Raw genomic sequence first — 21,913 nt, 5'->3', positions numbered from 1 at the left:
TGCTGGGCCCCACGGTGCGTCATCGAGCAGAGCGGATTCGGGGAGGAGCCTGCGACGGATTCCCCTATCCTCCGCCGACGTGCCGTGGGGTCCAGCGCTCTTTGCTGGGCCCCACGGCTCTAGTCTCAATTGACTCCGCCCTGGCGTTGCGCACTGGAGTCGCGGAGAATGCGCGGCGTGGAACTGGTTGACCGGCAAGCCATCCTCGACGAGATGGAGCGCGCGCGGCTCGAGTTCCATCGCCTCCTCGCCAACGCCTCGAAAGATGGCCTGGCCCGTCGCTCGCGCGGCACCAGGTGGACGAACGAGCAGTTGCTCTTCCATATGCTTTTCGGCTACATCCTCATCCGTGTCCTGCTCGGGCTGGTTCGCCTGTTCTGGCTCCTGCCCGATGGCGCGAGCCGCACATTCTCACGGGTGCTCGATGCCGCGAGCACGCCTTTCCACGTCGTCAACTATCTCGGCTCATGCGGCGGTGCACAGGTGTTCAACCATCGACGCATGGGCGCTCAGTTCGATCGCACCATGGACGCCATCGAACGTCGGCTGGCCCGCGAGTCCGAGGCAGACTTCCAGCGCGGGATGCACTACCCCACTCGATGGGATCCGTACTTCTCCGACTTCATGACTCTTGAGGACATCTATCGCTACCCGACGCTGCACTTCGACCATCACGCGAAGCAGCTGACCCTCAGCGGCGATACCTGACCATCTTCGTCATGCCCGCCCCTAGCCCCTCGGGAGACTCCGTGGAGCGGGATCATGGACGCGTCGGCATCATGCGTGGGCCTCGATGAAGCCCGCACACCGTACGACACACAGCGCGAGGAGGCTGAGATGAGAGGGATCGTCGCCCGGCACCCGGTCGCGTCGTTCCTGGTGCTGGCCTACACCGTGACCGCCGCGGTCTCGCTGGTGCCGTACCTGACCCGGCGTGACCTGCTGCCCCTCGAGGTCGCGCCGTACGACGTGATCGCCAGCCTCGTCGCGTTGGCAGCGGCGGCGTTCGTCGTCACGTGGGCAGCCGACGGACCTGCGGGAGTGCGTGACCTTGCGCTGCGAAGCGTGCGCTGGAAAGTCGGCCTGCGCTGGTACGCCCTTGCACTGCTCGCGGTGCCGACCCTGATGCTGGTCGGTGCGTTCGCGATCGACCCACCGGGCACGGCCGATGCGATCGCGACCGACTGGCCACGCCTGCTCACCCACGTCCTACCGCAGCTGATCGTCCTGGTGTTGTTCCTCAACTGGGCGGAGGAGATCGGCTTCACGGGTTTCCTGTTCGCCAGGCTTCAGGTCCGGCACGGAGCACTCAAGGGTTGCCTGATCGTCGGCGTGTTCTTCTCGATCTGGCACATACCGTTCTTCGTCGTGGAGACCGGTTCGATCCTGGAAGCCCTTCTGGTGCTGGGGTTCCTGTTCATTCCGCAGCTCGCGAGCAGGTTCATCGTCGGCTGGATCTACAACAGCACCGGCTACAGCCTGCTCCTCGTCGGGCTCTTCCACGCCACGTTCAACGGCACCGTGAACAGCATGGGGTTGGGACGCCAGGTGCTGGGGATGTCGCCCGGAATCGCACTGCTCGTCGCGAACCTGATCGTGGTCCTCGGCGCTGTCGTCATCCTGGTCGCGACGAAAGGAAAACTGTCCGAGACGCCCGCCCAGGAGAGCCGTCCCCCGATCAGCGACGTCGGCGGAACAGGTTCTTGATCAGCTCGCGGGCGAGGGTGCGGCCCGCTTCGCCGGCGGCGCGCTCCACCGGCGACTGTCGCTGTGATGTCGATGACCGCGTGCGACGGGAGGTTTCGCGATGTTTGGCGATCCGGCCGGCTTCCTTCGCCGTGCGCTCGGCGTCCTCCCGGGCCTTCTGCCGGGCTGCGGTCTCGGCCGTGGTCGCGTCGATCATCTCGGTCGCCGACGGCGGATTGACCGCCGTGCCGTACTTGGCGAGCAGCGGCGAGGCATCGACCGTGGCCTTGACCTGGTCGGCCGGCGTCGGGTCCATCGAGCCCTGTGGAGCACGGACGCGCGTCCAGGCCACGGGCGACGGCGCCCCCTTCTCATTCATGACGGTGACGATGGCCTCGCCGATCGACAGCTGGGTGAGCACCTCCTCGAGGTCATAGTCCGTGTGTGGGTACGTGGACACCGTCGCCCTGAGCGCCTTGGCCGCGTCCGGCGTGTGCGCGCGCAGCTGGTGCTGCACACGTGAGCCGAGCTGCGCGAGCACGTCATCGGGAACGTCCTTGGGCGTCTGGGTGACGAAGAAGACACCCACTCCTTTGGACCGGATGAGGCGGACGGTCTGGGCGACCTGCTCGAGGAAGTCCTTGGACGCGTCCTTGAACAGCAGGTGGGCCTCGTCGAAGAAGAACACGAGCTTGGGCTTGTCGGTGTCGCCGACCTCGGGCAGCTCGCTGAACAGCTCGGCGAGCAGGTACATCAGGAACGTGGAGAACAGCGCCGGCTTGTCGTGGACGCTCGGCACCTCCAGCAGCGACACGATGCCCTTGCCATCCGCCGTGGTGCGCAGGAAGTCGGACGTCGTGATCTCGGGCTGGCCGAAGAACACGTCGGCGCCCTCGTCGGCGAACGCGATGAGCTCGCGGAGTATGACGCCGGCGGTGGCGGCCGACAGCCCGCCGAGCTTCCTGAGGGCCTCCTTGCCGTCCCCGGTCAGGTAGGTGAGCACGGAACGGAGGTCACCGATGTCGACGAGCGGCTGCTTGGCCTCCCCTGCGTAGTGGAACACCAGGCTCAGCGAAGACTCCTGCGTCTCGTTGAGCCCCAGCACCTTCGACAGCAGCAACGGCCCGAACGACTCGACCGAGGCACGGATCGGGACGCCTGTGCCGAGGCCGCCGAGCGTGAAGTACTCCGTCGGCGTTGCGACCGGCTGCCAATCCTGACCGATGCTCTCGCAGCGCGCGGCCAGCTTCTCATTCGAGACACCTGGCGACGCGATGCCCGACAGGTCACCCTTGATGTCGGCGGCGAACACCGGCACGCCCTGGGCGGCGACCTGCTCGGCGAGCACCTGCAGCGTCTTCGTCTTGCCGGTTCCGGTGGCCCCTGCGACGAGTCCGTGGCGGTTGAGCATCCCGAGCGGGATCCGTACCTGCGCCTCGGGCACGGCGTCGCCGTCGACCAGTGCACCGATCATCAGCGCAGGTCCCTCGAACGCGTAGCCGGCCTTGACGGTGTCGACGATGTTCGAAGCCTTCGGCGTCTCGGGAGAGAGATCTTTCGCCGACTCGTCGGCAGTCGGCTCGTCCTGATCGACCGCGGCAGTGGCCTCCTGCTGCTGTGCCGCAGCTGCCGCCTGCGCGAGCTCATCGGCCTTCTTGCGGGCCGCCTCTGCCGCCTCCTCGGCGGCGGCCGCAGCCATCGCCGCCTCTTCGGCTGCCAGCTTCGCGTCGTCGCTCGTCGTCATGCGGCCCAGACTAGAGCCCGTGTCTAGACTGACGAGGTGATCTTTCGGAGGGTGGGTGACGGGCGTCCGTACCCCGACCATGGGCTCGAGCAGCGCGACTGGGCCGAGATCTCCCCCACCCAGGTTCGCCTCGGCGACCTCACGACCACCAAGACCAAGCTCGACCTCGAGCACCTCCTCGACGACGACTCGACCTACTACGGCGACCTCTTCGCACACGTCGTCAGCTGGCGGGGCGAGCTCTTCCTGGAAGACGGCCTCCACCGTGCCCTCCGGGCCGCGCTGCAGCAGCGGGGCATGCTTCATGCCCGTGTTCACGAGATGAGTGACTCCGGGTGAGCCAGGCTCGCAGCGGCATGGCGATGTTCGCCGCGATCGTCCTCTTCGCGGGCGGCGGTTTCGTCGGCTTCAAGCTGCTCACCGCGAGCGCCGACACCTTCGATCCGGTGCCGGAGTGCGAGAACCGCACGGTCGAGAAGGGCGAGGAGCTCACCACCAACCTCGTCACCGTGAACGTCTACAACGCCAGCCAGCGCGCGGGTCTGGCCAACCGCGTCAGCATCAACCTGCAGCGTCGCGCGTTCCAGGCCGGCACCGTGGCCAACAGCGCGAGCGAGATCAAGCCCGACGCCGTCGCCGTCCTCACCGACAACCGCGAGGACCCGCGGGTCAAGCTCGTCGCCCAGCAGTTCGAGGACGTCGAGTTCAGCGAGCCCGACATCGACGTGACCGAGGGCGTCACCGTCATCGTGGGCGACGACTTCAAGGAGCTCGTCGAGAAGGCCCCGAAGGACGTCAAGTCGGACCGGTCGATCAGGGTGTGCGTCCCCATCGTCGAGGTGCCCTGACGCCGCCTCAGATCCGTTCGAGTCAGATCCGTTCGAGGAAGTGCTGGATCACCGGATTCACCTGGTCGGGATGGGTGACCGGGCCCATGTGGCCCAGCTCGTCCATCGTCACGACCTTGACCCGTGGCAACGCGGAGACCAGCAGACGTGAGACGGCGTGCGCGGCGGCGGTCGAACGATCGGTTGCTGACGTTCTGGTGGAGTCCGCTCCCCGGCTCCGGCGCCCATCCAGTAGTCGATGAACCGCTCGGCGGCCGCGGCTTGGTCGCCGGCATCGAGCGCCTCGCCGGCCTCGACGACCGCATGCCGGATCCCGTCGGCGTCGTTGGGCGGGGGCGACTCGGGCGTCGACCAGACCGAACAGCGTGGGCTCGTACACCGCGATCGCCCGGATGCGGTTCGGGTCGGCCAGCGCCGCGATGAATGCGACGGCAGCACCGTACGAATGCCCCACCAGCGCCAGCGGTGTGCCCGCCCGTTCGAGCACCGGCTGGATCAGCGCGACCTCGTCATCGAGGGTGATGACCTGGTCTGACCGCCACTGCGGGCTCTTGCCCGAGTCGTACGAGTCGACCGCGAGCACGTGGAACGCCGGTGACAGCTGCTCCATCAGCCCGCGCCACTGCGACGAGCTGCTCGCGTTGGCGTGCAGGCACACGACACCTGGACCGGTTCCGGCTTCGCGGACGAAGGGTTCGGGCTTGTCCATGGATCCTCCTCAGCTGGTTCGTCGGCCGTCGCCCCAGCCGGCCAGTCGTCCATCGCGGCCGACGGCGCGCAGCCGCTTCTCGGTGTCCTCGCGGACGGCCCGGGTGGCCACGACGAGCATGTCGTCGCCCCGGCGCAGACGTGTGGTGCGGTGCGGGACGAACGGCTTCTCGTCCCGCACGACGAGCGTCACCGAGGCCCCCTCGGGGAGGCGCAGCTCGCCGACCTCGACCCCGGCCAGCTTCGACCCGCGGGTCACCCGCACCTGCAGGAGGTCGGCGGAGATGCGCTCGAGCGGAGCGGCTTCGACCTCGATGTCGCGGGCGTCCGACGAGACCCCGCACCACTCGGCGAGGCGTGCGAGCGGTGCCGCCTGCACGAGGGTGTAGACGATGACCGTCATGAACACGATGTTGAACAGGTCGTTCGCACCCTCCACATCAGCGGCCAGCGGGATCGTCGCGAGGATGATCGGCACCGCACCGCGCAGCCCGGCCCAGCCGAGGAACACCTGCTCGCGCCAGGGTCGTCCGAACCAGACTGCGCTCGCGGCGATCGACAGCGGACGCGCCACGAACGTCAGCAGCGCTCCGGCCGCGAGTCCGGTCCACACGTGCCACCACTCGAAGGTCTCGGGGGTGGCGAGCAGGCCGAGCATGACGAACAGGCCGATCTGGGCCAGCCACCCGATGCCCTCGACGAACGATCGTGTCGCCCGGCGGTGCGGCAGCTCGGTGTTGCCGAGCACGAGCGCAGCGAGGTAGACCGCCGCGAAGCCGCTGGCGTGGAGGATCGTCGCTGCGCCATAGGCGAGCACGGTGAAGGCGACGACGACCAACGGGTAGAGGCCCGACGACGGCAGGGCGAAATTGCGCAGGAGCCGGGCGCCGATAAACCCGATCAGGAGGCCGACGACCGAGCCGACCACCAGCTCGAACGCGATCAGCCCGGTGAACGCCCATGGCCCGTCCCGCTGGATGTCGCCGGCGCTGATGGCGACGACGAGCACGACGATCGGGGCGTCGTTCAGCCCGGACTCCACCTCGAGGGTTCCGGTGACCGACCTGCGCACGGGCACGGTGCGAAGCACCGAGAACACCGCGGCCGCGTCGGTAGGTGTCAGCACGGCGGCGAGCAGGACGGCGAGCTCCCAGCGGAGGTCGAGCAGGTAGTGCGCACCGACCGCGACCACGACGACGCTGACCGCCGAGCCGAGGGTGGCCAGCACAACCCCCAGCCCGAGCGACGGTCGTACATCCCTCCACGGGGTGGTCAGACCGCCCTCCGCGAGGATGAGGACGAGCGCGGCGAAGCCGAGCGCCAGGGCGAGATCGGCGTCGGCGAAGTCGATGCCTGCGCCGGAGCTGCCGAGCAGGAGTCCAAGACCCAGATATGCGAGCAGCGACGGCAGACCGGCCGTGACCGAGAGACGCACCGCGAGGATCGCGACGATGAGGACGGCGGACCCGATCAGCAGATATCTGTCGAGCTCGTGGACGTCCACGGATCCTCCCTCGACCTCGTCGGTACCTGATCGTACCGGCGGGGTTTGATGGAGCCATGGACCGCCGAACGCTCCTGCGACTCGGCGCGGGCGTGGCGCTCGCGTCGGCGCTCCCGGGGTGCGGGGCCGACCAAGACTCCCCCGGTGCCACGATGGGCGACGTGGAGACCTTGACCTATGGCGACGACCCGAGCCAGATGGCCGAGCTGCACCGTCCGGACGGACGCAGCCGTGGCGCGGTGGTCGTGCTGCACGGCGGGTTCTGGCGTGCTTCGTACGACTTCACGCTCGGTCGCCCCCTCGCCGAGTCGCTGGCCACCCACGGCTGGACCGCGCTCAACCTGGAGTACCGCCGCGTCGGCAACGGCGGCGGGTTCCCCGCGACGTTCGACGACGTCGTCAACGGTGTCGACCTGCTCGCCGAGGTCGACGGGCTCGACACCTCCCGCGTCATCACTCTCGGCCACTCGGCCGGTGGACATCTCGCGGTGTGGGCGGCCGGGCTGGCCCAGCTCGACGAGGAACGATGGCGTCCGCGTGTGCCCGTCACCGCGGCCGTGCCGCAGGCCGGCGTGCTCGACCTCCGTGGCGCGGTCGACCGGGGTCTCGGCGCAGGTGCGGTCGAGGGATTCCTCGGCGCCGGCGGTGACGAGGCGTTCGACCTCGCCGACCCGCTCGCCCGGGTCCCGCTCGACGTGCCGGTGCGGTGCATCCATGGCCGTGGTGACGACGTCGTGCCGATCGAGCAGTCCCGGAGGTACGTGAACGCTGCTCGCGCCGAAGGCGCCGATGCGGAGCTGATCGCCCTCGACGGGGACCACTTCATGCACATCGACCCGTCGACGCCCGCGTGGAAGCGGACCCTCAAGATCCTGGACGAGCTGTGACGTTCTGGCTGGTGGTCGCCGTCGTGCGGTTGTTCAACCTGGTCACGGGGCACCGGGTCGTCCGCCACGGCGTGGGTCGGCTGCCCGCCGACGGGGCGGCGGTGCTGGCCATCAACCACACCGCGTACGTCGACTTCATCTACGTCGGCCTCGAGGCCTACCGGCACGAGCGGCGTCAGGTGCGCTTCATGGGCAAGGTCGAGCTGTCGGGCAACCCGATCCTGCGCTGGGCGATGCGCGGGTGCGGAGTCATCCCGGTCGACCGGTCGGCCGGGCGCGGCTCCTTCGTCGCGGCCGTCGAGGAGCTGAGACGCGGCGAGGTGGTGGGCATCTACCCCGAGGCCACGATCAGCAGAAGCTTCGAGCTCAAGGCGTTCAAGTCCGGGGCGGCGCGGATGGCCCTCGAGGCGGACGTGCCGATCATCCCTGCAATCGTCTGGGGCGCTCAGCGCATCGCCACCAAGGGACGACCCAAGCACCTCGGCCGAACCAAGACGCCGGTGACGGTGGACATCGGCGAGCCGATCGCCGCCACCGGCACGCCCGAGGATCTCACCGCGCGACTGCGTGACGCCATGCAGGCGATGCTCCTCGGGGTGCAGGACTCCTACGGCCCACACCCCGCCGGAGAGGACTGGGTGCCGGCGCGGCTTGACGGCTCGGCACCCACGCTCGCCGAGGCGGATGAGATCGACCGTCAGGCCAAGAAGACCTGAGGCGCCGGCGCGGGTAAGTTGGAGCAGCCGAACTCCCCCTGGAGCCCTGATGAACATCGACCGATCCGCACCCGTCCTCGTCACCGGCGGCAACGGCTACATCGCCTCCTGGCTGGTCAGGTACCTGCTCGAGGACGGCATCGACGTGCACGCGACGGTGCGCGACCCGTCCAACGACACCAAGGTCGGCCACCTCAAGCAGCTGGCGAAGGACACGCCGGGGACCTTGACGCTCTTAGCGGCCGACCTCGTCCAGGACGGCTCGTTCGACGAGGCCATGGCCGGCTGCGAGCTGGTCATGCACACAGCCTCGCCGTTCGCCCTCTCCGTCAAGGACCCGCAGCAGGATCTCGTCGACCCAGCCGTGCAGGGCACCCGCAACGTGCTGGAGTCCGCCAACCGGGTCAACAGCGTCAAGCGCGTCGTCCTCACGTCGAGCGTGGTGAGCATCTACGGGGACGCCCGGGACCTCGAGCAGGCGCCGGGCGACGTCTTCACCGAGGACGACTGGAACACGACCAGCACACTGTCGCACCAGCCTTACAGCTACTCGAAGGTCGTGGCGGAGAGGGCCGCCTGGAAGATCGCCGAAGCCCAGGACCGTTGGGACCTGGTCGTCATCAACCCCGGGTTCGTGCTCGGCCCATCGCTCACGACCGCCAGCGACTCGGCGAGCATCTCGACGATCATGCAGTTCGTGGACGGCCGGCTGCTCATGGGCGCGCCGGCCTTGGAGGTCGGCGTCGTCGACGTGCGCGACGTCGCCCTGGCTCACATCAAGGCGGGTTTCACACCCGCCGCCGCAGGCCGTCACATCTGCGTCAATCGGTCGATGACGTTCATGGACGTCGGTCGGGTTCTCCGCCGACAGTTCGGCGGGCGCTACCTCTTCCCCCGACTCGAGGCACCGAAGGCGATGATCTGGCTGGCCGCCCCGATCGGCGGCGTCACGCGGAAGTACGTGGCGACCAACGTCGGCTACCCGCTCCGGTTCGACACCAGCAAGTCCCGCACCGAGCTCGGCATGGAGTTCCGGCCGACCGAGACCACCATCGTCGAGCACTTCGAGCAGCTCATCGACGACGGCATCGTCCGCGACCGACGCCGCTAGCTGGTCTGCCGGTCGACGGCGACGACGAGCCACGACCATCCGGCCGCGAGGAGCACCATCGCGAGGACGCCCCAGGGGCGGTAGACGTGCTCCTGCCAGAACAGGAACGACCCGGTCAGCACCAGCACGATGCCGGGCAGCGCGCGGGCCAGGCTGGTGACGCGTAGTACGAGCCCGGCGGCGAGCGCGGTGGCGGCGAGGTGGGCGTACGAACCCACCGCACCGAGGTCGCGCGCGACCGGGAAGATGATGCCCAGGCCGCCGGCCTCGGCGCCCTTGATAGCCCCGCCGCCGATACCGGCCAGGATGTCGAGAGCCGTGTAGAAGCACGCGTAGACGAAGGCGATGACGCCGACGACCACACTCGATGGGACGTCGACGGCACGCGCGACGAGCCACGGCGCGAGCGCGAGCAGCGGAAACAGGGGCAGCAGGACCGTATGCATCACCTGCCAGTGGTGCGCCGACTCGACCGTCAGCGTGGCGGGGTGGGTGAGGCCGACCGCCGCGATAACCAGGTGCGGCACGGCAACGACGATCAGGAGTCCTGTGCGCGTGCTCATTCCTCCACCGTATGGGCCATGCCTGGCCGCGACCCGGTGATCGTAGGGTGTAGGTCGTGCTGGGCCGGATCAGATCGAAGCTGAGAGGCGACGAGTCGTCGTCGCAGGAACCGAAGTTCATCCTGTCCCGCCAGGGCGACGGGCTCGGCGAGCGGTTGAACGCGCTGCTGAACGCGATGCGGCTCGCCACCATCCTCGACGTCGACTTCCGGTTCACCTGGCCGGTCGGGCTGGCGAAGGACAGGGACCACGCGATCGCCCCGGCCGAGGAGTTCTTCTCGGCCGACTTCGTCGCGGCTCACAAGGTCGACCACGCCGACACCAAGGACGGATTCCCGACGCTGGCCGGACCGGCCGACGACCTCGACTCGCTGCGCAAGCAGCTGGACGCCGCCGATCGCGGGCTCCTGGCGAGTACCCGGCCACTCAGCACCAAGATCGACCCGGACGCCGTCCCGGCCGTGCGCGCTGGCTTCGCGACCGAGTTCGCCGCGGTTGGCTTCCATCCGGACATCGAGGCGGCCATCGCAGCCGCGCATGCGGTCCCCCTCGGCGACGGCCTGGTCGGCATGCATCTGCGCGCCGGCGACAACCTTTTCGGTCGCTACCGCACGTGGACGCGACACGCGTACAAGGCCGTCCCGGTCCCGGTGGCCCGGGCGATCATCGAGCGGCACCAGGCCGAAGGGCGGGAGGTGCTGATCTTCGGACAGGACGTCGAGCTCATCGGTGAGCTGTGCTCGAGCACCGGGGCGACCGACGCGGCGACGCTGCGGCCCGCCGCCCAGCTGTCCCGGCCGGCCGAGGCGGTGTTCGACCTCGCGCTCATGTCGCGGTGCGACCCCATCATCAGCGGCTGGAGCGGGTTCGCCATCCAGGCTGCGGCCATCGCCGACAAGGTCGTCGACAATTATCGCGACGTCATCCCGGCGACCGAGGTCGTCGACCTGACCCGGGCGGACATCGCCGCGAACGGCGACCGCTACTCCGACACCCACCGCTCATACGCGTGGTGGTCGGCCTTCTACCCGGCGCGTCACGATCTCTCCTACGACGACGCCGTGCAGATGGTCACGGCCGCGCTCGACGCCGACCCCACCAACCCGCGATCACGCCTCCGCCTCGCCGCACTGCACTATCGCCAGGGCGACACGAGCCGCGGCGACGACGCCCTCGTCGATGCGCTGGCCGCCGACGCCCGCGCCGACGACGCGACGCTCGAGTCCGTTCTGCTCTTCAGCCTGCGGACCAAGGGCGGCGGTTTCGACAGCGAGGAGATCTTCGACGACCTGCAGGCAGCGGCGGAGGCAGGCCCCGGACCCGCGTCGCTCTACCGAGCGTCGCTCCGGGCCCGGCGCGGCGACGCCGACGGTGCCCATCGGGATCTTGCGGCGTTCGACGTCTTCGTCGCCGACGAGCCACGGCTCGTCGGCCTGGACGACGCGCGGACGACGGCGACCATCGAGCGAGAGCTGAAACGCGACGGTCGGCCCGGCTGAGCCTAGGCTGGGCAGATGACCACCCTCAGCCAGGACGCCGGGCCCACCAACGAGCCATTGCTCGAGGAGACCATCGGCGCGAACTTCGCCCACGCCGTCGACGAGCACGGCGATCGCGAGGCTCTCGTCGACCACGCCGGTCGACGGAGGTGGACGTACACCGAGCTCGCTCGGGACGTCGAGACGTGTGCGCTGGGCCTCGCGGCACTCGGCGTCACCAATGGCGATCGGGTCGGCATCTGGGCACCCAACTGTCCCGAGTGGGTGCTCGTCCAGTACGCGACCGCTCGCCTCGGAGCCATCTGTGTGAACATCAACCCGGCCTACCGTTCCCACGAGCTGGGCTTCGTGATGAAGCAGTCGGGTCTGCGCACGATCGTCGCCGTCCCCGAGTTCAAGGGCTCCTCGTACACCGACATGATCGAGGATGTCCGCGGCGACTGCCCGGACCTGCAGGACGTCGTCCTCATCGGAGAACAGACGTGGGACGACCTGATGACGGCCGGAGCCTCGGGTGACGTCGACGCGCTTCGCGAGATCGAGTCCACGCTCACCGCGGACGACCCGATCAACATCCAGTACACGTCCGGCACCACGGGATTCCCCAAGGGTGCGACGCTCTCGCACCGCAACATCCTCAACAACGGCTACCAGGTCGGCGAGCTGATCGACTACACCGAGCACGACCGCATCTGCATCCCGGTGCCCTTCTACCACTGCTTCGGCATGGTGATGGGCAACCTCGCGGCCACCAGTCACGGCGCCGCGATGGTCATCCCGGCGTCGGCGTTCGACCCGGTCGCCACGCTCGACGCCGTCGCCACCGAGAAGTGCACGTCGCTGTACGGGGTCCCCACGATGTTCATCGCCATGCTAAACGAGCCCGGCTTCGACGACCTCGACCTGTCGGCGTTGCGCACCGGCATCATGGCGGGGTCGCCGTGCCCGGTGGAGGTGATGAAGCAGGTCATCACGCGGATGGGCATCGAGGACGTCTCCATCTGCTACGGCATGACCGAGACGTCACCGGTGTCGATGCAGACCCGCACCGACGACTCGGTCGAGCGCCGCGTCTCCACCGTGGGCCGCGTGCACCCGCACCTGGAGGTCAAGATCGTCGACCCGGCCACCGGCGAGACGCTGCCGCGCGGCGAGACAGGCGAGTTCTGCACCCGCGGCTACTCGGTGATGCTGGGCTACTGGGACGAGCCGCAGAAGACCGCCGAGGCGATCGACGACGACCACTGGATGCACACCGGGGACCTCGCGGTCATGGACGACGAGGGCTACGTCAACATCACGGGACGCATCAAGGACATGGTCATCCGCGGCGGCGAGAACATCTACCCGCGCGAGATCGAGGAGTTCCTGCTCACCCACGACGACGTCCTGGACGCCCAAGTCATCGGCGTCCCCGACGAGCGCTACGGCGAGGAGCTGATGGCCTGGCTCCGCATGCGCGAGGGAGCCGAACCGCTCGACGCGGAGGCCATCCGTGAGTTCTGCAGCGGCAAGCTGGCGCACTACAAGATCCCGCGCTACGTGCACGTCGTCGACGACTTCCCGATGACGGTCACCGGCAAGGTCCGCAAGGTCGAGATGCGCGCCGACGCCGTCGACCTGCTCGGCCTCCAGGACGCGGCCGACGCCAAGCACGCCTGAGCCGCCCCGAGATTCGAAGACTTGCGGCCCACCCGCCGCGCGCGAATTCTTGGGCCGGAAGTCTTCAGATCCCTCTTCAGATCTCGAGGAGACGGAGTGCGAGGTCGACTGCCTCTGCGGGCGTGGCTGCCGTCTCGACACCATCCACGTCGGGCGCACCCGCCAGGGCGACGACCACGCGACCGAGCGTCTTGGCCAACGAGATCTCGGCGAGCGTCCCCCACGCCCCGCCGACGGCGATGACGGCGTCGCCGCTGGCGGCGACGGCGAGATTGCGGGCGTGCCCGATGCCGGTGACGACGACGTGGTCGGCCCACGGATTCGCGTCGTTCCGCCGCTCACCGGGAAGGATCGCGATCGTGGTGCCGCCCGCGGCCTTGGCACCTCGATGGGCGGCAGCCATGACCTCACCCAGCCCACCGGTTATCACCGTGCAGCCGCGTTCGGCGAGCAGACGCCCGACCTCCTCGGCCGCGCCCTCCCATTCCGAGCCGCTGCCGACCACCGATACCTGACGGTTCATCGTGACAGCATGACCGCACGATCGTTGTTAGGTCTAGAAACCTAGGACGAATCCGGAAGGATCCCCCGTGAACCCCCGTCACACACTCCTCGGCGCCCTGGTGCTCGTCGCCGGCCTGGCCGGTGCCGCGGCGCTCGGCCCGGCAACGGCTGCCCCCACCGCCTTCCGCGACGTCATGTGGGTCGGCAACAACTGGGACGGCACCGCCACGATCGTCGACGAACGCTCGCCCAAGGTCCTCAAGACCGGCGTGAACCTGATCCCGGACAAGGAGCAGGAGCTCCAGGACATCCACCTCAGTCCGGACCGCCTGGCCTTCTACCTCGCCATCCAGCAGGGCCCCGGGGAAGGGCACGACCAGTACGTCGACGACATGTTCACGACACCGGACGGCAAGCACATCGCGGTGTCGCGTCCGAGCTTCGGCGACGTCGTTTGGATCGACATCGCGAAGGTCACCACGACCGGCGGCGTCGACAGCGTCGTGCGGGAGCAGCAGATGGACGGCTACCGCACCGACCACATGGGCCTGTCCCCCGACGGCCGCCGGCTGGTGGTCTCGGACTCGACGAACAAGCAGGTCATCGAGTACTCGATGGTCGACGAGACCGTCGACGGCAAGCAGCTGAAGATGGGCGACCGCCTGCGCACGTTCCCGTCGGGCGAGACTCCGCACGAGAACAACTACTCCAAGGACGGGAAGCGGATCTTCCACGCGTCGATCGGCCGCGTCTACACGCCGGGCGACACCACGACAGCGGGTCCGGTCAAGATCGGACCGGTCCACGACGCGCTCAAGGGCGACCGCTGGATGCAGATCGTCGACAACGCCGACTTCTCGATCGCCAAGCGCTGGGAGATGGGCAAGGAGCTCGCCGAGTCCGGGCACCCGGACATGAGCGCTGCGGTGCGACCGATGGCGCTCTCGCCCGACGAGCGGTTCCTGTACTTCCAGGTGTCCTACTACCACGGCATCGTCGAGTTCGACACGCAGGCGACGGACGTCAACGGCAAGGTCGACTACCAGGCGGGTGGCATCGACGAGCCGCGCACTGGAGCCGTCAAACGACTGATCCCGCTGCCGAACCGGGTGCCAAACATGCCGCTGGAGCAGTACGTCAACGACTCCGCCCACCACGGACTGGCCATGAACAAGGCCGGGACGACACTCTGCGCGGCCGGAACGATGGACGACTACGTCGCACTGGTCGACCGCAAGACCGGCACGCCGAAGTTCTTCGACACCGAGACGACCGGGCACGAGTACGCGAAGCCGTACTGGTCGACGGAGGGCCATGGCGACACCTGCTGGATCTCGCTCAGCGAGACCGACTCGCTGGCCGTCCTCGACTTCAAGACGAAGAAGGAGCTGGCCTTCCTACCGGTCGGCAACCACCCGCAGCGCGTGCGTCACGGCCTCATCCCCGAGGACGTCGTCGCCGCCTGGTGAGGCGGGCTGTCAGTTTGACTCTTGTGTTCCGTGTGCGGCACTGCGACGCTTCGAGCAGCGTTTCACTCGCCTCCACGAGAAAGTTGATCTGCGATGAGCATTTCGCTGGCCGATCTTCTGAAAGCAGCAAAAGCCGGATACCGAGCGGCGAGGAACTCCCTCAGAGAAGCGCAGGTTGACCCCGCACCAGAAGGCGAAAGCGGAACTTGCACCAACTACTGGAACATGTTCGAAGCGAACGTCAGCGACGCACTCGCGGCCGATCGCGCCGGAAACACCGGCGCTCGCAATGAAGCGCTCGACAACGCCAAGCAGACGAAGGATTCGGCGGCGGACGCTGGCTGCAGCTGGGCGCAGTTCTAGCCGGCGACGACTTCAGCCGCTGCCGCAGCTCAGACTTCTAGGTCGGCGGAGTCGCGGCGCGTTCGCGGAGGACGTTCTTCTGGATCTTGCCGGTGGACGTCTTCGGCAGGTCGGTGAGGACGATGCGACGCGGCACCTTGAAGCGGGCCAGGTGCTCGCGGGCGAAGGCGACCAGCTCGTCGGCGTCGAAACCCCCGGCAACCGATGTCGTGACGAAGGCGACGGGTATCTCGCCCCATTTCTCGTCCGCAACACCGACGACGGCCGATTCGAGGACGTCAGGGTGTGAGTCGAGAACCCGCTCGACCTCGACCGAGGCGATGTTCTCGCCACCGGAGATGATGATGTCCTTGCGTCGGTCCTTGAGCTCGACGTAGCCGTCCGGGTGCATGACGGCCAGGTCGCCGGTCAGGAAGCACCCGCTCCGCGTGACGGCCGCCGTGGCCTCGTCGTCGCGGTAGTAGCCGAGCATCACGTCGTTGCCGCGCGCCGCGAGCTCGCCGATCGTCTGTCCGTCCGCGGGCACGTCGGCCCCCGTGTCGTCGAGCACCCGCAGCGGGCTCGCGATGATGTTGCCGATGCCCTGCCGGGCCCGCAGTCGCGACTGTTCGTCGCCGTCGAGACCGTCCCAGCTCTCCTGCCACTCGTTGATCGCCACCGGCCCGAACGTCTCGGTCAGTCCGTACAGATGGGTGACGTCGAGACCGACGGCGTCCAGGCGCGCGAGCAGCGACGGGGACGGTGGTGCGCCGCCGACGTCGACGTGCACCCGGCGGTCCAGCGGTTCGGTGGGAGCGGCCTCGGCGATCATCGTCAGCACGGTCGGCGCCGCGCTGAAGTGCGTGACGTCCTCCTCGCGCAGCAGCCGCCAGATCTCGGCCGGGTCGACAGCGCGCAGGCACACGTGGGTGCCGCCGGCAGCCGTGACCGCCCAGGTGAAGCACCAGCCGTTGCAGTGGAACATCGGCAGGACCCAGAGATAACGGGCGTCCGGGCCGAGCCGGGTGTGGTACGCCATCGCCACGGCCTGCAGGTACGCCCCGCGGTGGTGGTACATCACGCCTTTCGGGCGTCCGGTCGTGCCGCTGGTGTAGTTGATGGCCATCAGGTCGCGCTCGTCGACCTCGACTCGGTCGGACCGATCAGGCTCGACGCCCGACAGCCAGGCTTCGTAGTCATCGTCCGCACCGCCGGCCACCATCAGCCTGATCCCGGCGGCCTCCGCCAACGCCCGCGCGGTGTCGGCGAACTCATGCGTCGCCACCAGCACCGAGGCACCGCTGTGATCCAGGATGTAGGCCATCTCCTCTGGCGACAGCCGGATGTTGATCGACACGAGCACGGCGCCACGAGCCGGAACGGCCTGGTGCAGCTCCAGCATCACGTGGCTGTTCGCGCACAGCGCCGCCACGCGGTCACCCGGCACCACGCCTGAGTCCGCCAGCGCGCTCACCAGCCGCGCGCACCGTTCGGCGTGCTCGGCGAAGGTGAATCGCCGGTCGCCATCGACCACGGCCACCCGGTCGGCGAACACGGCCGCGGCACGATCCAGCAGCCCCACCGGCGACAGCGGCGCGAACGTGAACTCGGCCATGCCGTTCATTCGCCTTTCATGGCGAGAGCGGCGTCGACGATGTCCTGGACTGACAGCAGGACGTGGTCGGCGGCCGGGCCGAGCGGGATGAAGCTGTCGGCGCTGGTGACCCTGCTGATGCGTCCGCCGTATCCGCCGTCGACAAGCGCGGTGACCACCGACTCGGACACGCCACCACTGTGCCGCGTCTCGTCGACCACGAGGATCCTGGTGTGCTGCTGCGCCTGCTCGAGCAGCTCGTCGACCGGCAGCGGTGCGAGCCACTGGAGATCGACGACCGCACACTCGACTCCCTCCTCCTGCAGCGTCGCGGCAGCGAGCAGACTCATCCGCACGCCGTTCCCGAACGTGACGATCAGGACGTCGTCGCCCTGCCTGACGTTCCGGAGCCGCCCCAGGTCGCAGGAGGTGTCGCCCTGCCACTGGTTCGGCTGCGCGTACTGGGCGAGCCAGGCCGAGTCGCCGTCATGCAGGTCCCGCTGGTGGTAGAGCGCGATGGGTTCGAGGTAGACACAGACCCGCCCTTCCTCCAGCGCGAGGGCGACGCACTGACGCAGGAGCCCAGGTGCGGTGGCCGGATGACTGGGCACAGCGAGCATCAGGCCCGGGATGTCGCGGAGCACCGCCACTGAGTTGTCGTTGTGGAAGTGCCCACCGAAGCCCTTCTGGTAGGCCAGCCCGGCGATACGCACGACCATCCCGTTCTGGTACTGCCCGTCGGAGAAGAATTTCAGCGTCGCCGCCTCGCCGCGCAGCTGGTCCTCGGTGTTGTGGACGTACGCCAGGTACTGGATCTCCGGGATCGGGAGGAAGCCCGCGAGCGCCGACCCCAGGGCCGTGCCCAGGACGGTCTGCTCGTCCAGGAGCGTGTCGAAGACACGGTCCCGTCCGAACGTCTTCACCAGACCGCGGGTGACCCCGTAGACGCCGCCCTTCCGTGCGACGTCCTGGCCGAACACCAGTGTCTGCCCGTGCGCAGCCAGGGTGTCCTTCAGCGCCGCGTTGATGGCCAGGGCGAGGGTCTGCGGTGCGTCGACCTCGGGCGGCCTCGAGCCGAAGACGTCCCTCCGGTTGGGTGCGTGCCGGCCGGCGGTCGCGCGCACGTCCGCAGGCTCCCGGCGCGCGATCGGGGCCGTCACCGCGCTCGCCGACGACAGACGATCACGCGGGATTCGGCTGGCTCGATCGGCCACTTCAACGCGGGCGAGCTCGTACCGCTCGAGCACCTCGTCCGGTTTCATGACGCGGGCGTCGACGAGCGCGCGTGCGGTCGCCAGCAGCGGATCGCGTCCGTAGTCGCCTTCGATCTCCCGCATCGACCGATACGCGATCTCGGCGTCCGACCCGGCGTGCCCCATGAACCGCACAGTCCTCAGGTGGAGCACCGCCGGCCGCCTGGAGGCGCGTACGCCCTCGACGAGCTGGCTGGTCGTCTGGAGAAGCTCCACCGGTTCGCTCCCCGATCCGGCGTGGCAGTCGAGCCCGGGCAAGGAGCGGAGCAGCTTCGCCACCCACCCGGACGGACTCTTCGTGCTGATGCCGATCCCGTTGTCCTCGCACACGAAGACGATCGGCAGCGGAATGCCCCGGTGCGCGCAGTACGACGAGACGTTGAAGGCCCCGAGGGCGGTGGAGTGGTTGACCGACGCGTCCCCGAAGCTGCAGATCACCACAGCGTCGTCGGGCCACGGCGACACCAGCTCACGGCGGACCGGATGATCCATCGCGTACGCGAGCCCGAAGGCCCGGGGCAGGTGCGACGCGATCGTGGACGTCTGGGGGATCACGTTGAGCGGCACGCTTCCGAAAACTTTGTGGCGGCCACCGGAGATCCCGTCCGACACCGACGACATCGCTCCGCTCAGAATGTCGTCCACCGCGGAGACACCGGGTACCTGGGCGGCACGTGCCACGTAGAAGCCGCCCGAGCGGTAGTGCAGCAGGGCCGGGTCGGTCGGCTGCAACGCCATCGCCACCGCAGCATTCGCCTCGTGACCCGCCGATCCGATCGTGTAGAACCCCTCGCCCCGGGACTGCAACTCACGGCAGGCGAAGTCCGTGTGCCGACTCGTGACCTGCGCCTCGAAGTAGGCGATGAGCCGGGCCCGGTCGTTGGGCGCGAGGACCAGCGTCCCTTCGCGCTCGTCCCACGCGCGAACCTGCCGGACGAAGTGCTCGTCGATCGACTCCACGATCCCACCCTCTCAACGACGTCAGTCTGTCCGACCAGGGGCGCACGGTCAGCGCAGGTCCAACCTCATGATCACGCGAGGAAAGCCGCCGGAGACGGAATCAGTGTCGGCGGCCTTGGTGAAGCCGGCCTGTTCGAAGAGTGAGCGGGTGCCGACGTACGCCATCGTGAGATCGACCTTCTTGCCCTGGTTGTCCACCGGGTAGCCCTCGATCGCCGGAGCGCCCTGCGACCGGACGTAGTCCACGGCACCCTCGAGCAGGGCGTGGGAGATTCCCTTGCCGCGGTGACCGGGACGAACACGGACACACCACACCGACCAGACGGGCAGCTCGTCGACGTGGGGGATCTTCCGGGAATGTGCGAACGGCAGCTCCGATCGGGGCGCCACGGCCGCCCACCCGACGACCTCGTCGTCCTCGTAGGCCAGGACGCCCGGCGCGACCTTGCGGTCGCAGAGGTTTCGCACGTACTCACCTCGTGCAGGTCCGATGAGCTCCCGGTTGGTCTTCGAGTCGATCCGATGGCTGAGGCACCAGCACACGTTGGAGTCGGGGTTCTTCGGTCCGAGGATGGTCGCGACGTCGTCGAACCGTGCCGTTGTCGCCGGCTCGACCTCGATGCTCACCCGGTCACGCTAACCCTTTCGCTCGGTCAGGTGCACCGTGATCGTGTCGCCGGCACCCTTGCCGATCGTCTCCTGGACGTCGGCCCTGATCGGGAGCTTGTGGGTACCGTCGCCCATGGCCATGAACGAGGCATCGAACGGATGGCCGTCGACGGTACCGGCGACCTTCACCAGTCCGCGGGTGCCGAAGTACTCGGCGCTCCAGTCGGTGACGAGGTAGGTCCAGCCGCCCTTGGCGCTGCTCTTCTCGAGCTTTGCTGTGAACGTGTGATCGAGCGTGGTCATGACGGATCCTCCTTGTACATCAATGATCCGGGGGTGGTGAGCTCCTCCCCGGTTTCGAGCCACGTCTTCAGTCCGGACAGGATCATCGGCCAGCCGCCGTACAGCTCGTCGCTGGCATCCTCCGGAAGCTGGTCGTGGGTGACGGTGAGTCGGCACGAGTCGCCGACGGGCTCGATCTCCCAGGTGACCCGTGACGTCCCGGCGCTGGCCGCCTCCTCTCCCCACCGGGCGTGCATGCTCTGCACGAGCCGCCGCGGCGGGTCGACGTCGAGGTTCTCGCCCTCGATCAGCGGGCCGTCCGAGAGCCGGTTGGTGACGGCGTAGGACGATCCCTGCGTCCACTCCGACTCGACGCTGTTGCCGAATTGGAAGCGGCGCCGGGTGTCGGCGTCGGTGATCGCCTCCCAGAGGCGTTCGGGCGTGGTGCGGATGTAGATCTCGAAGACCTTCTCCATGGTGAACTCCAGTTCGTTCTTGAGCCCGACGAGTCCCGCCGTCCAGGCCTCGGTGTACTTGCTCACCCACCGGTCGTGGATGAGGCGGATCGGGACGGGGTTGAGGTAGTGCAGCTTCTCCCGGCCCCTGCGCTGAGTGGTGACGAGGCCGGCCTCGGACAGCAGTCCGAGATGCTTGGCTATCCCCACCCGGGTCATGTCGAACTTCGAGTACAGCGACACCAGCGTCTGCCCGTCCTCACCGAACAGCTCGTCGAGCAGCGCTCGTCGAGTCGGATCTGCCAGCGCCTTGAACACGAGGTCCATGGTTTCATTTTAGGAAACCAAGTGGTTTCCTGTCAACCGTTTGAGACTTGTACGAGACACGTGGAGAGTTGTACAATTCTTCCATGGTGACCATGAACATCAGCGCAGCTCGCGACCACTTGCCAGAGGCGGTCGAAACCGCACGTACAGAAGCGGTTTTCCTCGAGCGTTACGGACACCTGGCCGGCGTGCTGGTCAGCCCGGAGCGTTATGAGCAGCTGATCAGCGCCTTGGAGGACGCAGAGGATGTCGCGGCCTTCGACGAGGCGATGGCAGAGGAAGGTCCTAACATCCCCTGGGAACAGGTCAAGGCCGATCTCGGCTGGGTGTGAGCGAATACCGCATCGAGCTCCGCCCAGCCGCCGCGAGGGCACTGCGCAAACTCGATCCGCAGGTTCGAAACCGCATTCAGGGCGCCATCGCCTTACTGGCCCAGGACCCCCGCCCGCCGGGCGCTCGAGCCCTGCAGGGCCGGCCCGGGCTACGCGTCCGCGTTGGCGACTACCGCATCATCTACACCGTCGACAACGATGTGCTGCTGGTCGTGGTGGTGCGCCTCGGCCACCGGCGCGATGTCTATGACCAGTGAAACTCGACCAAGCTCTTTCGCTACGCGAGTGATTCGAGTGCGTCAGCGGCCTGCGCCGCACCGCCGTAGCCGCCGATGGCGACAGCCATCTGCTTCGCACCGACCTCGAAGCTGTCGTCTCCGAGGATGTCCGCCGCGGCTTGTGCGATCGCGTCGCTGCTGGAGTCCGGCATCAGCATCCGGCCCGCGTCGAGTGCCTGGACCTGCTCCGCGTTGAAGAACTGGTCGCGGCCCATCGGCGTGCACAGCAGCGGCACGCCGCGACCGAGGGCGGCCATCGTGGTGCCGAACCCCGCGTGCGTGATCACCAGTGACGCCGACTGGAGGATCTCGGCGTGCGGCACGTACCGCACCACCTGCGTGTTCTCGCCTGCCTTCACGGATGCCGGATCGATGGAACCGGTCGTCACGATGGCGCGCACTGGCAGCTGTGCGACCGCATCGACGCACCGCTGCAAGAGGTCGGCCTGGCCCTGCTCGCTCGTGCTGAGACTGACGAGGACCATCGGCGTCGAACCGTCGCTGACGTCGACCTCGTCGATCTCGCGGAACAGCGGAGGCGCGTCCAGAACAGGGCCGACACGCAGCACGTTGGCCGCGT

24 protein-coding genes are annotated in these 21,913 nt (G+C 68.2%); 13 read left to right on the top strand and 11 right to left on the bottom strand.

Features of this window, described 5'->3' with window-relative positions:
* Positions 1 to 177 precede the first annotated feature (177 nt).
* Together ACRDPN_RS13285 and ACRDPN_RS13280 are read left to right on the top strand one after the other, a co-directional pair.
* A complete protein-coding gene (locus tag ACRDPN_RS13285) occupies positions 178 to 708 on the top strand; it encodes a DinB family protein (RefSeq protein ID WP_431448830.1) in 531 nt (176 codons plus the stop codon).
* Between the two features lie 129 nt (positions 709 to 837).
* On the top strand, positions 838 to 1,707 hold the full coding sequence (locus ACRDPN_RS13280) for a CPBP family intramembrane glutamic endopeptidase (RefSeq protein WP_431448827.1): 870 nt from the start codon (positions 838 to 840) through the stop codon (positions 1,705 to 1,707).
* Here the strand turns inward: ACRDPN_RS13280 and ACRDPN_RS13275 are convergent.
* The gene (locus ACRDPN_RS13275; RefSeq protein ID WP_431448824.1) at positions 1,679 to 3,430 is read right to left on the bottom strand and encodes a helicase HerA-like domain-containing protein; all 1,752 of its coding nucleotides are present in this window, start codon (positions 3,428 to 3,430) and stop codon (positions 1,679 to 1,681) included. The two genes, ACRDPN_RS13280 and ACRDPN_RS13275, sit on opposite strands and share 29 nt — an antisense overlap.
* Before the next feature lie 36 nt (positions 3,431 to 3,466).
* On the opposite strand from ACRDPN_RS13275, the gene ACRDPN_RS13270 reads away from it, so the two are divergent.
* Both ACRDPN_RS13270 and ACRDPN_RS13265 read left to right on the top strand, forming a co-directional pair.
* Entirely contained in the window at positions 3,467 to 3,769 is a 303-nt protein-coding gene (locus tag ACRDPN_RS13270) for a type II toxin-antitoxin system VapB family antitoxin (protein WP_431448821.1), read from the top strand.
* Positions 3,766 to 4,278: a LytR C-terminal domain-containing protein gene (locus ACRDPN_RS13265; protein ID WP_431448818.1), complete on the top strand. Its 513-nt coding sequence runs from the start codon at positions 3,766 to 3,768 to the stop codon at positions 4,276 to 4,278. The genes ACRDPN_RS13270 and ACRDPN_RS13265 overlap by 4 nt, the downstream gene beginning before the upstream one ends.
* 22 nt (positions 4,279 to 4,300) lie before the next feature.
* Here the strand turns inward: ACRDPN_RS13265 and ACRDPN_RS13260 are convergent, their stop codons facing one another.
* Positions 4,301 to 4,987 carry an alpha/beta fold hydrolase gene (locus ACRDPN_RS13260; RefSeq protein WP_431448815.1) on the bottom strand — a complete coding sequence of 229 codons (687 nt, stop codon included), beginning with the start codon at positions 4,985 to 4,987 and terminating at the stop codon, positions 4,301 to 4,303.
* A gap of 9 nt (positions 4,988 to 4,996) precedes the next feature.
* Entirely contained in the window at positions 4,997 to 6,490 is a 1,494-nt protein-coding gene (locus tag ACRDPN_RS13255; RefSeq protein WP_431448812.1) for a potassium/proton antiporter, read from the bottom strand.
* Between the two features lie 56 nt (positions 6,491 to 6,546).
* Here ACRDPN_RS13255 and ACRDPN_RS13250 point away from each other — a divergent pair, with 56 nt between their 5' ends.
* From ACRDPN_RS13250 to ACRDPN_RS13240, 3 genes are read left to right on the top strand one after another with little or no spacing between them, the layout of a single operon-like run.
* On the top strand, positions 6,547 to 7,377 hold the full coding sequence (locus ACRDPN_RS13250; RefSeq protein WP_431448809.1) for an alpha/beta hydrolase family protein: 831 nt from the start codon (positions 6,547 to 6,549) through the stop codon (positions 7,375 to 7,377).
* Positions 7,374 to 8,093, top strand: a complete 720-nt coding sequence (locus tag ACRDPN_RS13245) for a lysophospholipid acyltransferase family protein (RefSeq protein ID WP_431448806.1) — start codon at positions 7,374 to 7,376, stop codon at positions 8,091 to 8,093. The genes ACRDPN_RS13250 and ACRDPN_RS13245 overlap by 4 nt, the downstream gene beginning before the upstream one ends.
* A gap of 49 nt (positions 8,094 to 8,142) precedes the next feature.
* On the top strand, positions 8,143 to 9,204 hold the full coding sequence (locus tag ACRDPN_RS13240; RefSeq protein WP_431448803.1) for an SDR family oxidoreductase: 1,062 nt from the start codon (positions 8,143 to 8,145) through the stop codon (positions 9,202 to 9,204).
* On the opposite strand, the gene ACRDPN_RS13235 is transcribed toward ACRDPN_RS13240, so the two are convergent.
* Positions 9,201 to 9,767 carry a hypothetical protein gene (locus ACRDPN_RS13235; protein ID WP_431448800.1) on the bottom strand — a complete coding sequence of 189 codons (567 nt, stop codon included), beginning with the start codon at positions 9,765 to 9,767 and terminating at the stop codon, positions 9,201 to 9,203. The genes ACRDPN_RS13240 and ACRDPN_RS13235 overlap by 4 nt on opposite strands.
* Positions 9,768 to 9,823: 56 nt before the next feature.
* Between ACRDPN_RS13235 and ACRDPN_RS13230 the strand changes: the two genes are divergently transcribed.
* Both ACRDPN_RS13230 and ACRDPN_RS13225 read left to right on the top strand, forming a co-directional pair.
* A complete protein-coding gene (locus ACRDPN_RS13230; protein WP_431448797.1) occupies positions 9,824 to 11,266 on the top strand; it encodes a tetratricopeptide repeat protein in 1,443 nt (480 codons plus the stop codon).
* Between the two features lie 15 nt (positions 11,267 to 11,281).
* Positions 11,282 to 12,928, top strand: coding sequence for an AMP-binding protein (locus tag ACRDPN_RS13225; protein WP_431448794.1), 1,647 nt, complete (start codon positions 11,282 to 11,284; stop codon positions 12,926 to 12,928).
* Between the two features lie 76 nt (positions 12,929 to 13,004).
* Here ACRDPN_RS13225 and ACRDPN_RS13220 read toward each other — a convergent pair whose 3' ends face one another.
* Positions 13,005 to 13,451 carry a dethiobiotin synthetase gene (locus ACRDPN_RS13220; RefSeq protein WP_431448791.1) on the bottom strand — a complete coding sequence of 149 codons (447 nt, stop codon included), beginning with the start codon at positions 13,449 to 13,451 and terminating at the stop codon, positions 13,005 to 13,007.
* Positions 13,452 to 13,518: 67 nt separating this feature from the next.
* Here ACRDPN_RS13220 and ACRDPN_RS13215 point away from each other — a divergent pair, with 67 nt between their 5' ends.
* Positions 13,519 to 14,901 carry a YncE family protein gene (locus tag ACRDPN_RS13215; protein ID WP_431448788.1) on the top strand — a complete coding sequence of 461 codons (1,383 nt, stop codon included), beginning with the start codon at positions 13,519 to 13,521 and terminating at the stop codon, positions 14,899 to 14,901.
* A gap of 93 nt (positions 14,902 to 14,994) precedes the next feature.
* On the top strand, positions 14,995 to 15,264 hold the full coding sequence (locus tag ACRDPN_RS13210) for a hypothetical protein (protein WP_431448785.1): 270 nt from the start codon (positions 14,995 to 14,997) through the stop codon (positions 15,262 to 15,264).
* Positions 15,265 to 15,301: 37 nt separating this feature from the next.
* Here ACRDPN_RS13210 and ACRDPN_RS13205 read toward each other — a convergent pair whose 3' ends face one another.
* Genes ACRDPN_RS13205 through ACRDPN_RS13185 form a run of 5 tightly spaced genes read right to left on the bottom strand, consistent with a single transcriptional unit; the run spans position 15,302 to position 20,723 of the window.
* Positions 15,302 to 16,858 carry an acyl--CoA ligase family protein gene (locus ACRDPN_RS13205; RefSeq protein ID WP_431448782.1) on the bottom strand — a complete coding sequence of 519 codons (1,557 nt, stop codon included), beginning with the start codon at positions 16,856 to 16,858 and terminating at the stop codon, positions 15,302 to 15,304.
* Between the two features lie 5 nt (positions 16,859 to 16,863).
* Complete coding sequence (locus tag ACRDPN_RS13200) at positions 16,864 to 19,050, bottom strand: transketolase C-terminal domain-containing protein (RefSeq protein WP_431448779.1); 2,187 nt, start codon at positions 19,048 to 19,050, stop codon at positions 16,864 to 16,866.
* Between the two features lie 48 nt (positions 19,051 to 19,098).
* Positions 19,099 to 19,677, bottom strand: a complete 579-nt coding sequence (locus tag ACRDPN_RS13195) for an N-acetyltransferase family protein (protein ID WP_431448776.1) — start codon at positions 19,675 to 19,677, stop codon at positions 19,099 to 19,101.
* A gap of 9 nt (positions 19,678 to 19,686) precedes the next feature.
* Positions 19,687 to 19,962 (bottom strand): DUF1905 domain-containing protein, encoded by a 276-nt coding sequence (locus ACRDPN_RS13190; RefSeq protein ID WP_431448773.1) that lies wholly within the window; start codon positions 19,960 to 19,962, stop codon positions 19,687 to 19,689.
* Positions 19,959 to 20,723 (bottom strand): ArsR/SmtB family transcription factor, encoded by a 765-nt coding sequence (locus ACRDPN_RS13185; RefSeq protein WP_431448770.1) that lies wholly within the window; start codon positions 20,721 to 20,723, stop codon positions 19,959 to 19,961. The genes ACRDPN_RS13190 and ACRDPN_RS13185 overlap by 4 nt, the downstream gene beginning before the upstream one ends.
* Positions 20,724 to 20,806: 83 nt before the next feature.
* Here ACRDPN_RS13185 and ACRDPN_RS13180 point away from each other — a divergent pair, with 83 nt between their 5' ends.
* Together ACRDPN_RS13180 and ACRDPN_RS13175 are read left to right on the top strand one after the other, a co-directional pair.
* Positions 20,807 to 21,055 carry a type II toxin-antitoxin system Phd/YefM family antitoxin gene (locus tag ACRDPN_RS13180; protein WP_431448767.1) on the top strand — a complete coding sequence of 83 codons (249 nt, stop codon included), beginning with the start codon at positions 20,807 to 20,809 and terminating at the stop codon, positions 21,053 to 21,055.
* Complete coding sequence (locus ACRDPN_RS13175) at positions 21,052 to 21,312, top strand: type II toxin-antitoxin system RelE family toxin (protein ID WP_431448764.1); 261 nt, start codon at positions 21,052 to 21,054, stop codon at positions 21,310 to 21,312. The genes ACRDPN_RS13180 and ACRDPN_RS13175 overlap by 4 nt, the downstream gene beginning before the upstream one ends.
* Before the next feature lie 20 nt (positions 21,313 to 21,332).
* On the opposite strand, the gene ACRDPN_RS13170 is transcribed toward ACRDPN_RS13175, so the two are convergent.
* On the bottom strand, positions 21,333 to 21,913 hold a 581-nt coding region (locus tag ACRDPN_RS13170), incomplete at its 5' end, for a glycosyltransferase (protein WP_431448761.1).

Source organism: Aeromicrobium sp., from assembly GCF_050700635.1.
Classification (GTDB): Bacteria; Actinomycetota; Actinomycetes; order Propionibacteriales; family Nocardioidaceae; genus Aeromicrobium.
Note: the sequence above shows the minus strand (reverse complement) of the source record. Positions and strands in the feature narration are given on the sequence as shown.

Bases quoted from the DNA above. Each gene is read 5' to 3' on its own strand.
- ACRDPN_RS13275 (WP_431448824.1), bottom strand. From the start codon at position 3,430: ATGACGACGAGCGACGACGCGAAGCTGGCAGCCGAAGAGGCGGCGATG.
- ACRDPN_RS13180 (WP_431448767.1), top strand. From the start codon at position 20,807: ATGGTGACCATGAACATCAGCGCAGCTCGCGACCACTTGCCAGAGGCG.
- ACRDPN_RS13205 (WP_431448782.1), bottom strand. From the start codon at position 16,858: ATGGCCGAGTTCACGTTCGCGCCGCTGTCGCCGGTGGGGCTGCTGGAT.
- ACRDPN_RS13235 (WP_431448800.1), bottom strand. From the start codon at position 9,767: ATGAGCACGCGCACAGGACTCCTGATCGTCGTTGCCGTGCCGCACCTG.
- ACRDPN_RS13185 (WP_431448770.1), bottom strand. From the start codon at position 20,723: ATGGACCTCGTGTTCAAGGCGCTGGCAGATCCGACTCGACGAGCGCTG.
- ACRDPN_RS13280 (WP_431448827.1), top strand. From the start codon at position 838: ATGAGAGGGATCGTCGCCCGGCACCCGGTCGCGTCGTTCCTGGTGCTG.
- ACRDPN_RS13210 (WP_431448785.1), top strand. From the start codon at position 14,995: ATGAGCATTTCGCTGGCCGATCTTCTGAAAGCAGCAAAAGCCGGATAC.
- ACRDPN_RS13190 (WP_431448773.1), bottom strand. From the start codon at position 19,962: ATGACCACGCTCGATCACACGTTCACAGCAAAGCTCGAGAAGAGCAGC.
- ACRDPN_RS13250 (WP_431448809.1), top strand. From the start codon at position 6,547: ATGGACCGCCGAACGCTCCTGCGACTCGGCGCGGGCGTGGCGCTCGCG.
- ACRDPN_RS13260 (WP_431448815.1), bottom strand. From the start codon at position 4,987: ATGGACAAGCCCGAACCCTTCGTCCGCGAAGCCGGAACCGGTCCAGGT.
- ACRDPN_RS13240 (WP_431448803.1), top strand. From the start codon at position 8,143: ATGAACATCGACCGATCCGCACCCGTCCTCGTCACCGGCGGCAACGGC.
- ACRDPN_RS13225 (WP_431448794.1), top strand. From the start codon at position 11,282: ATGACCACCCTCAGCCAGGACGCCGGGCCCACCAACGAGCCATTGCTC.
- ACRDPN_RS13220 (WP_431448791.1), bottom strand. From the start codon at position 13,451: ATGAACCGTCAGGTATCGGTGGTCGGCAGCGGCTCGGAATGGGAGGGC.